6 protein-coding genes are annotated in these 7,645 nt (G+C 48.8%); all 6 read left to right on the forward strand.

Translation table 11 applies throughout. The features are described 5' to 3' along the window. Positions 1-1,412: GTPase HflX (gene hflX / locus GX117_01965; GenBank protein ID NLO32113.1), on the forward strand; the 1,412-nt coding region annotated here is incomplete at its 5' end. Then, positions 1,376-2,320, forward strand: coding sequence for a tetratricopeptide repeat protein (locus GX117_01970; GenBank protein NLO32114.1), 945 nt, complete (start codon positions 1,376-1,378; stop codon positions 2,318-2,320). The genes hflX and GX117_01970, both read left to right, overlap by 37 nt. Before the next feature lie 165 nt (positions 2,321-2,485). Beyond that, positions 2,486-3,469, forward strand: a complete 984-nt coding sequence (locus GX117_01975) for an ABC transporter ATP-binding protein (GenBank protein ID NLO32115.1) — start codon at positions 2,486-2,488, stop codon at positions 3,467-3,469. After that, a complete protein-coding gene (locus GX117_01980) occupies positions 3,466-4,230 on the forward strand; it encodes an ABC transporter permease subunit (protein ID NLO32116.1) in 765 nt (254 codons plus the stop codon). Before GX117_01975 ends, GX117_01980 begins: the two co-directional genes overlap by 4 nt. Then, positions 4,227-5,258, forward strand: a complete 1,032-nt coding sequence (locus GX117_01985; GenBank protein ID NLO32117.1) for a hypothetical protein — start codon at positions 4,227-4,229, stop codon at positions 5,256-5,258. The genes GX117_01980 and GX117_01985 overlap by 4 nt, the downstream gene beginning before the upstream one ends. 95 nt (positions 5,259-5,353) lie before the next feature. Further along, positions 5,354-7,036, forward strand: a complete 1,683-nt coding sequence (locus GX117_01990; GenBank protein NLO32118.1) for a DEAD/DEAH box helicase family protein — start codon at positions 5,354-5,356, stop codon at positions 7,034-7,036. Positions 7,037-7,645 lie beyond the last annotated feature (609 nt).

Genomic DNA, 7,645 nt, shown 5'->3' on the forward strand with positions numbered 1-7,645 from the left:
AAATACAACGGCGCGGCCGCGACCGTCTTTCCGGGCTGCGCTTTATCCATACCCATTTGGCAGGAGAAGCCCTGTCGGAAGATGATTTAACGGATCTTGCCTTATTGCGCTTAGACCTTGTTGCAGCTCTTCGGCTTGCTCCCGACGGCGCCGTTAAAACCATCCATAGCGCCCACCTGAAACCGGAGAACATCAGCGCCACACCTTGGGAAATCCTTGCGCCCCAATCCATTTTTGATCTCAAAGAAGACTTCCTTGAATATATGGGCGCTTTAGAGGAAGAGTTTGCCCGAACCCAACGACCTGTCGATGATAACGACAGGCGTGAGCGCGCCGTACTCATTCATGTATCCACCTACCCCCAGACCTTTGCACGGGATTCTCTCGACGAATTGTCTGAGCTGGCGCATAGTGCCGGGATCAATGTTGTCCATACCATTATCCAGCGCCGCAAATTGGATCCCCGCTATATTCTTGGTCGCGGAAAATTGCAGGCAGCCGTCATCGCTGCCATGCAAAAGGGCGCGGGGATGCTCGTTTTTGATCTCAACATTACGCCCTCACAGATCCGTTCTCTAGGCGATTTTACGGATCTCAAAATCTTAGATCGTACCCAAGTGATTCTCGATATTTTTGCACAGCGTGCGGTCACCCGAGAGGGGAAGCTGCAAGTAGAATTGGCACAGCTGCGCTATCTCTTGCCTTTCCTCAGTATACGCCAACAAGCTTTGTCCCGCTTGACCGGTGGTATTGGCGGACGGGGCCCCGGCGAAACAAGGCTGGAAGAAGACCGCCGCCGTGCACGGGACAGAATCGCAAAATTGGAACGGGAAGTGGAGCTGCTCGGGAAACGGCGTCGATTACGTAGGCACACGCGAACACAGCGGGAAGTGCCCACCGTCGCGGTCATCGGCTATACGAATGCGGGGAAATCGACCTTGCTCAATCATTTGACCAATAGCGAGGTCATGGCGAAAGATTGTCTCTTTGCTACCTTGAATCCCGTGTCGCGTCGTCTGCGCTTTCCCCGTGAACGAGAAATCGTAATCACCGACACCGTCGGTTTTATCCACAATCTGCCGCCGGACTTATTTGCGGCTTTTCGAACCACCTTTGAAGAGTTGCAAGAAGCGGACTTGCTCCTGCATATTATAGATGCCGGCAGTGTGGATCTTAACAGAAAAATGGAAACCGTGCTGGACACGGTGCGGCAGTTAGATTTAAAACAAAAACCCATGCTTACTGTTTTTAATAAAATCGATACTTGTGCTCCGGAAGAGGTAGAAGGATTGGTACATCAATATGGAGGCGTCCCTATTTGCGCCCTGAACCATGAGACCTTCGACCCCTTGCTGGATGCCATGGAAAGATTATTATGGCCTGCAACGACTATAGAACCCCTTACATCTTGAGGCTCATGACCATCATCATGATTTGTGCGGCGCCCTTGTTCGCACAGATGATGGACCCTGCGTCTTCCGAGCAAACAAACACAGCGCCTTCCCGCGACCAACTACTGAAACAGTTTCGGGACTATGAAACCATGAAAGATCCTTGTCATCAGGGCGAGGATGGCGGCGAGGCGTATCGTAAATTACTGCAGGATCTGGGATATTATGATCTGCTCGCCGAATGTCTGGAATCTGATGGTTCTCCCGACGATGCCGTGAAGTGGCGTGAGATCGGTATTGCATGGATGAATGTGGGGCCCAAAGGGGTGCAAGCCGCTTTCAATGCTTTCGATCAAGCGCTCAAAGATGCTCCGGAAGACGAGGAAAGCCTTTGCCTGAAGGCCTGCCTTTTTCACCGTGAGGGAGCCTATGAACAGGCGCGCCAAGGATATGAGGATACCTTAAAGATTAATCCGAACAATGTTCGTGCGAAACTTGGAGAGGCGGTTTTAAAGATCCGTGAAGGCGATATCAAAGCCGCTTCTGATGAAATTCATGCACTCGGAAGTGATGCCCAACCCTATGATGTCATTACACGGGTTATGTTGCGCAAAGCCTTATACGACTTTGAGCAACAGGGAGGCACCTATGCAGAGACTGCCGGCAACCATTACGCCTTTTCACAATTACTGTATCGCGCAGCACGCTTTTCAGATGCGTTGAACACTGCCTACACCGCGGCAAAAATGGAAACAGACAATACAGAGCTGTGGAATTTTATAGGGGCTGTGCAATGGCAGTTGGGCGACTTTGAACAGGCAAAATCAGCCTATGATCAATCATTGACTATTGATCCGAATCAACCGGACATTCAAATGAGCAGAGACCGGCTGGTACAGTCCATGGCGACACAAAATCAAGGCCGATAAGGCTAAGCTTTTGGGAAGATTGCCGCTTTGCGCTTCAGTAGATCAAGAATCGGCTGTAAACAAAAAAATATAGGTTAAGTGTCTGGTACCTACGATAGATTGAAACGGAATTAGATGCTCGCCTACACTGTTTAGGATTTATAGGTTAACGAGAGAGGTACGCTCATGTTGGCAATACGAACACAGCAGTTGTCCAAGAGTTTTAAATCAATCGGCAAAAAAACAGTTCATGCCCTTCGTCCCATGGATTTAGCCGTGGAACAAGGAGAGATTTTCGGTTTCTTAGGAAGAAACGGTGCGGGCAAAACTACCGCCATAAAAATGCTTACAGGACTCATTCATCCTTCCAACGGGGACGCCTTTCTTTTTGACAGCCCGACAAATCAGCCCGACGCCCGCAAACAGGTCGGGTATATGCCGGAGCATCCCTACTTCTATGAATATTTAACACCGAGAGAAACCCTCGATTTCTACGGTTCGCTGCGTGGACTTACGCGGGAAGCACGGCTCCAAGAGTGGGACACCATCAGCAAGCTCTTAGACTTGCAAGATATTGGCGACCGCCGTATCCGCAGCTTTTCAAAAGGAATGCGCCAGCGTGTCGGCTTTGCTGTGGCTTTGGTAGGCGATCCGCCCTTATTAATTTTGGATGAACCCATGAGCGGCTTGGATCCCCTCGGCCGCAAAATGATTCGCGAATTGATGTTGCGCCTCAATCATATGGGAAAGACCATTTTCTTCAGTAGTCATGTGTTGAGCGATGTGGAAGAAATTTGTGATCGTGTAGGGATCTTAGTATCGGGCAAATTGACCGCTTGCGATCGAATTGTGAATTTGGTCGATACCCATCGCCAATCTGTGGAACTGGAAGTGGCGGGAATCAACGCTGATGCCTTGGAACCGGTCAGCGGTGTGGCGCTGCAGTGTCTGTTCAACAAAGACGGCAGCTGCCGATTAACCTTTCCCGACAGCAGCCATGCCAATGATGCCATCAAAGCTATCCAAAATTTGGGCGGGCAGGTGCTTTCCCTGCATCCCGCTGTAGAGTCGCTGGAGGATTTCTTTATGCGTATTCAGGATGTCGTAGATGTCCCCGACAAAAAGAACAATGAAGAGTCTGAGATGAAGACAGGGGAGGATCAGATATGAATAGAATTTGTGCAGTTGCGCATAATACCTTCCGTGAATCAATCCGCGATAAAGTGCTCTATGTGTTGTTGTTTTTTGCGGTAACCACTATTTTAGGTTCCAAGGTGCTGGGATGGATTAGTATCGGTCAGGATATAAAGATTATCAAAGATATTTGCCTGACCGCCATGTCTGTTTTTGGTACGCTTATTGCCATTTTCGTAGGCGCTAATCTCGTATACAAAGAAATCGATAAGAAGACCTTATACACGCTGCTGGCGCAGCCCATGAAACGCTACGAATTTATGCTGGGCAAATACATCGGGCTCATGGCGGTCATTGTCGTATCCCTCGCCTTTATGACCATCGGCGGTACCTTTTATCTTTGGCTCATGGGCGGCGCGGTCAATGGCGTTTGGTTTCAGGCGATCTTGCTTGTTTCGATGAAGCTCACGCTGCTGACTGCATTCTCGATTCTGCTGTCTACACTGGTTTCGCCGATTCTCGGCGCTATTATTGTGGTTTCCTTCTATGTCGTGGGCCATGCCACCGACATATTTCAAGATTTGCCAATCCAGTTTAAAGACACCCTGGCCAAAAAATTACTCGAACTCGTGTATTATGTGATTCCTAACCTAAACCTTTTCAATCTCCAGTCCGAAGCGGCGAACAATGTGCCCGTGGCGAACGGATACATTGTCTATACCCTGATTTATGGACTTGCTTGGAGTGCCTTATTGCTCGTTCTTGCCTGTATGGCATTTGAAGGGCGGGACGTATGAAGAAGTCTCTGTCGCGTCTTATCGTCGGGCTCTTTATTGCTGCTCTATGTTACGGCGTTTCATTGGTTGCCCTTTCCCAAGCCGACCAGATTAGGCAAGCAGAAGAGCGGGAAGAGATCTTGTATCTTCCCAATGAAAAATTATTAACCCATTTCACCGGAGGTTTTAATACGGTTATTGCCGATCTCTTATGGTTGAACTGTATTCAATACACAGCACGGGAACACCGAGGCGCACGCCATTTTACGTGGTTGGAAGCTATGCTGACCACTTCCACACGTCTCGACCCTTATTTCATAGACGTTTACCGGCTGGGCTCCATCTTTTTGGCCGCGTTGCGCGCCGATGCAGATGCCAGCTTGAATCTCATCCACGCAGGAATGCAACTTAACCCGCACTCTTGGCATTTGCCTTATGAAGCCGCCATGGTCTATCTGATGAACAAGCGCGAAGAACCTGACGCACGATTGATGGCGGCCCTCTATCTCAGCGCTGCCATATCGACCGGAAAAGCACCGGGCGGCATCGCGAATCTTACCGCCAAATTGCAAGATGAATTTTCACTTACCGAGATAGAACGGGATTCATGGCTGGAAATGCTTAACAGTGATGATTCTTTTTTGCGCGAATTGGCGGAAAGAAAACTCATCGAGATTGAGCTTCGAAAAGTATGTTCACAACTAAATGAGATTGTGGGCCTCTTTAACGAGCAACAAGGCAAAGGCGCCGAAAGCTTGGACGATCTCATTACGGCGGGGCTGGTGAAGGCCATTCCCGAAGACCCCTTGGGCGGCTCCTTTTTCTTGGGAAGCGATGGCATCGTTTACAATACTACCTTGCTGAATGATATCGTGATCCGAGAACGCAATCCTATTATTAATGCGCTGGACGACTACAACAGTGAACAGGGTCAATGGCCGCCTGATTTAGAGAGCCTCGTCGTTTCCCATCATCTTAAAGAAATACCAAAACACCCGTATCCGGATCGTAGTTGGCACTATGATCCCGTCACAGGCGAAGTCGAGTAGCCTATAGATCCGACACGCACACCGACCAAGGCCGTAGGAAGAGGCTGAGGCGGTCGCTCTCTTTTTTCTTTAGGGCTGAGCATATGCAAAAAGATATTCATAAACCTATTATTGTCCAATCTGACCGCTCCATTTTATTGGAAACGGATAGTCCCGAATTCGAAAATGCACGGGATTGTCTCTCTATGTTTGCTGAGGTGGTTAAATCTCCTGAATACATTCACACCTACCGAATTACAGCCCTTTCCCTTTGGAACGCCGCTTCCATGGGAATGACTTCAACAGAAATCATTGAAGATCTCGAAGCGTATAGCCGTTACGAATTACCTCAAAATATCGTAGCAGACATCCGTGAGCTCGTTGCCCGCTATGGACAATTAAAACTCTATAGAACTGATGATGACGGCTTGGTGTTGGTTTCAGATTTGGAAGTGCTGATCACAGAGCTTGCCAATCACCCGCAAGTGCGTCCTTTTATTCACAGTCGTCCGGAGAGAAATAAACTCCTTGTCAAAGCCGAAGATCGCGGCAATATAAAATCAACCCTGATAAAGATCGGGTTTCCCGTTGAAGATTTGGCAGGATACGCCGATGGGGCGCCCCTCGACATTACGCTTCGCGAGAAAAGCCTTGAAGGGCGGGCTTTTTCCATTAGAAAATATCAACGAGAATCTATCGATGCCTTTTATCTCAATGGCTCTAATCTCGGCGGAAGCGGCGTGGTGGTCTTGCCCTGTGGGGCGGGAAAAACAATCGTCGCTATTGGTGCGATTACAGCCATTAAAACGCATACCTTGATTTTGACAACCAACACGGTCGCATTGCGCCAATGGAAAAAAGAGCTCCTCGATAAGACGTCAATCTTGGAAGAAGACATCGGAGAGTACAGCGGCGACCAAAAGAATATACGACCCGTCACCATCGCCACCTACCAAGTCCTTACCTATCGGAAAAGCAAAGATAGTCCCTTTGTTCATTTTAATATCTTAGATAAAGGGCAATGGGGGCTCATTGTCTACGACGAAGTGCACATGCTTCCCGCGCCTGTTTTTAGAGCTACGGCCGCCATTCAAGCAAAGCGACGGCTGGGATTGACAGCGACCCTGATCCGTGAAGATGCACGGGAAGAAGATGTCTTCAGTCTTATCGGCCCCAAAAAATATGATGTGCCTTGGAAAGTATTGGAAAAACAAGGATGGATTGCCGAAGCCTTGTGCAGCGAGATACGCGTTCGTCTGCCTGAAGATTTGCGCTTCGAGTATGCCATCTCGCCCAAACGTAATAAGTTCCGTATTGCCTCTACCAATCCCCAAAAAATAAAATTGTGTGAGTTATTAGTGGAACGGCATCGCGGCGATAATGTGCTCATTATCGGTCAATATCTCAGTCAATTGAGAGACTTGGAAAAATACTTTAAAGCGCCCATTATCACGGGACAGACCGCCATCAGCAAACGGGAAGAATTGTATGGCGCTTTCCGCGACGGAAAAATAAAACTGCTCATCGTCTCGAAAGTTGCCAATTTCGCCATCGATTTGCCCGATGCCAATGTGGCGATACAGGTCAGCGGAACCTTTGGTTCGCGGCAGGAAGAGGCGCAGCGGCTGGGCCGCATTTTACGGCCCAAAAATGAGCCGGGGGCTGTGGCACACTTCTATTCGCTCGTCTCCAAAGATACCTGCGACCAAGACTTTAGTATAAAGCGGCAACTCTTCCTAACGGAACAAGGATATCGTTACGAAATCTTGAACGAAGACGTGCTCGTAGAAATGGATTGAGGCGCCCGGCGTCCCGCCTAAAGCCTTAATATTTCCCCGTCCCACCATCCTCTTTTACACGCCATTAATCCAAACTAATGGTTTCCGACCCGTTTCTTTATTTTTTCCGATTATTATAAAGATTTATCGGAAAAGGCTTGTTTTCTTGTAAATTTCTGCTATTTACCCCATTTTTTCTGCAAAAAATCTTTTTTAATTCCTGGATATGGAATAGTCCTCTGTCATAATAGCCATGATTTACGAAGGCGTAACGCCAATATAAATCATTTAGGCTCCGGTGAGGCCGAGGGGTTGCCGGCGCGCAGCACCTTTGAGAAATGGTGTGTCGAGGGAAGCGACAGCCTTCAAACGGTGCTGCGCGATCCGGCAAAAGCGAATAAAGCCTACCTTTACTGCAAGGGATAAATCTTTCCGCAGCGGGGACATTGCACCTGTGATTTTTTGTAAGTGGGGGGGATTTTCGCTTTCAAGCCGCATGTACAACTTAAGAAACGAAACCCATTGACGGAACGGACGAGATCAGCAGCTTCACGATACCGTTGCCTTGGTGGCGGTTCAGATGTTTTAGGTGTAGGCGGCGGCGAAGCAGTCTGTGGAGCTGTTTGGGGA

It is taken from the genome of Candidatus Hydrogenedentota bacterium (genome assembly GCA_012523015.1).
In the GTDB taxonomy this organism is placed as follows: Bacteria; Hydrogenedentota; Hydrogenedentia; order Hydrogenedentales; family CAITNO01; genus JAAYBJ01.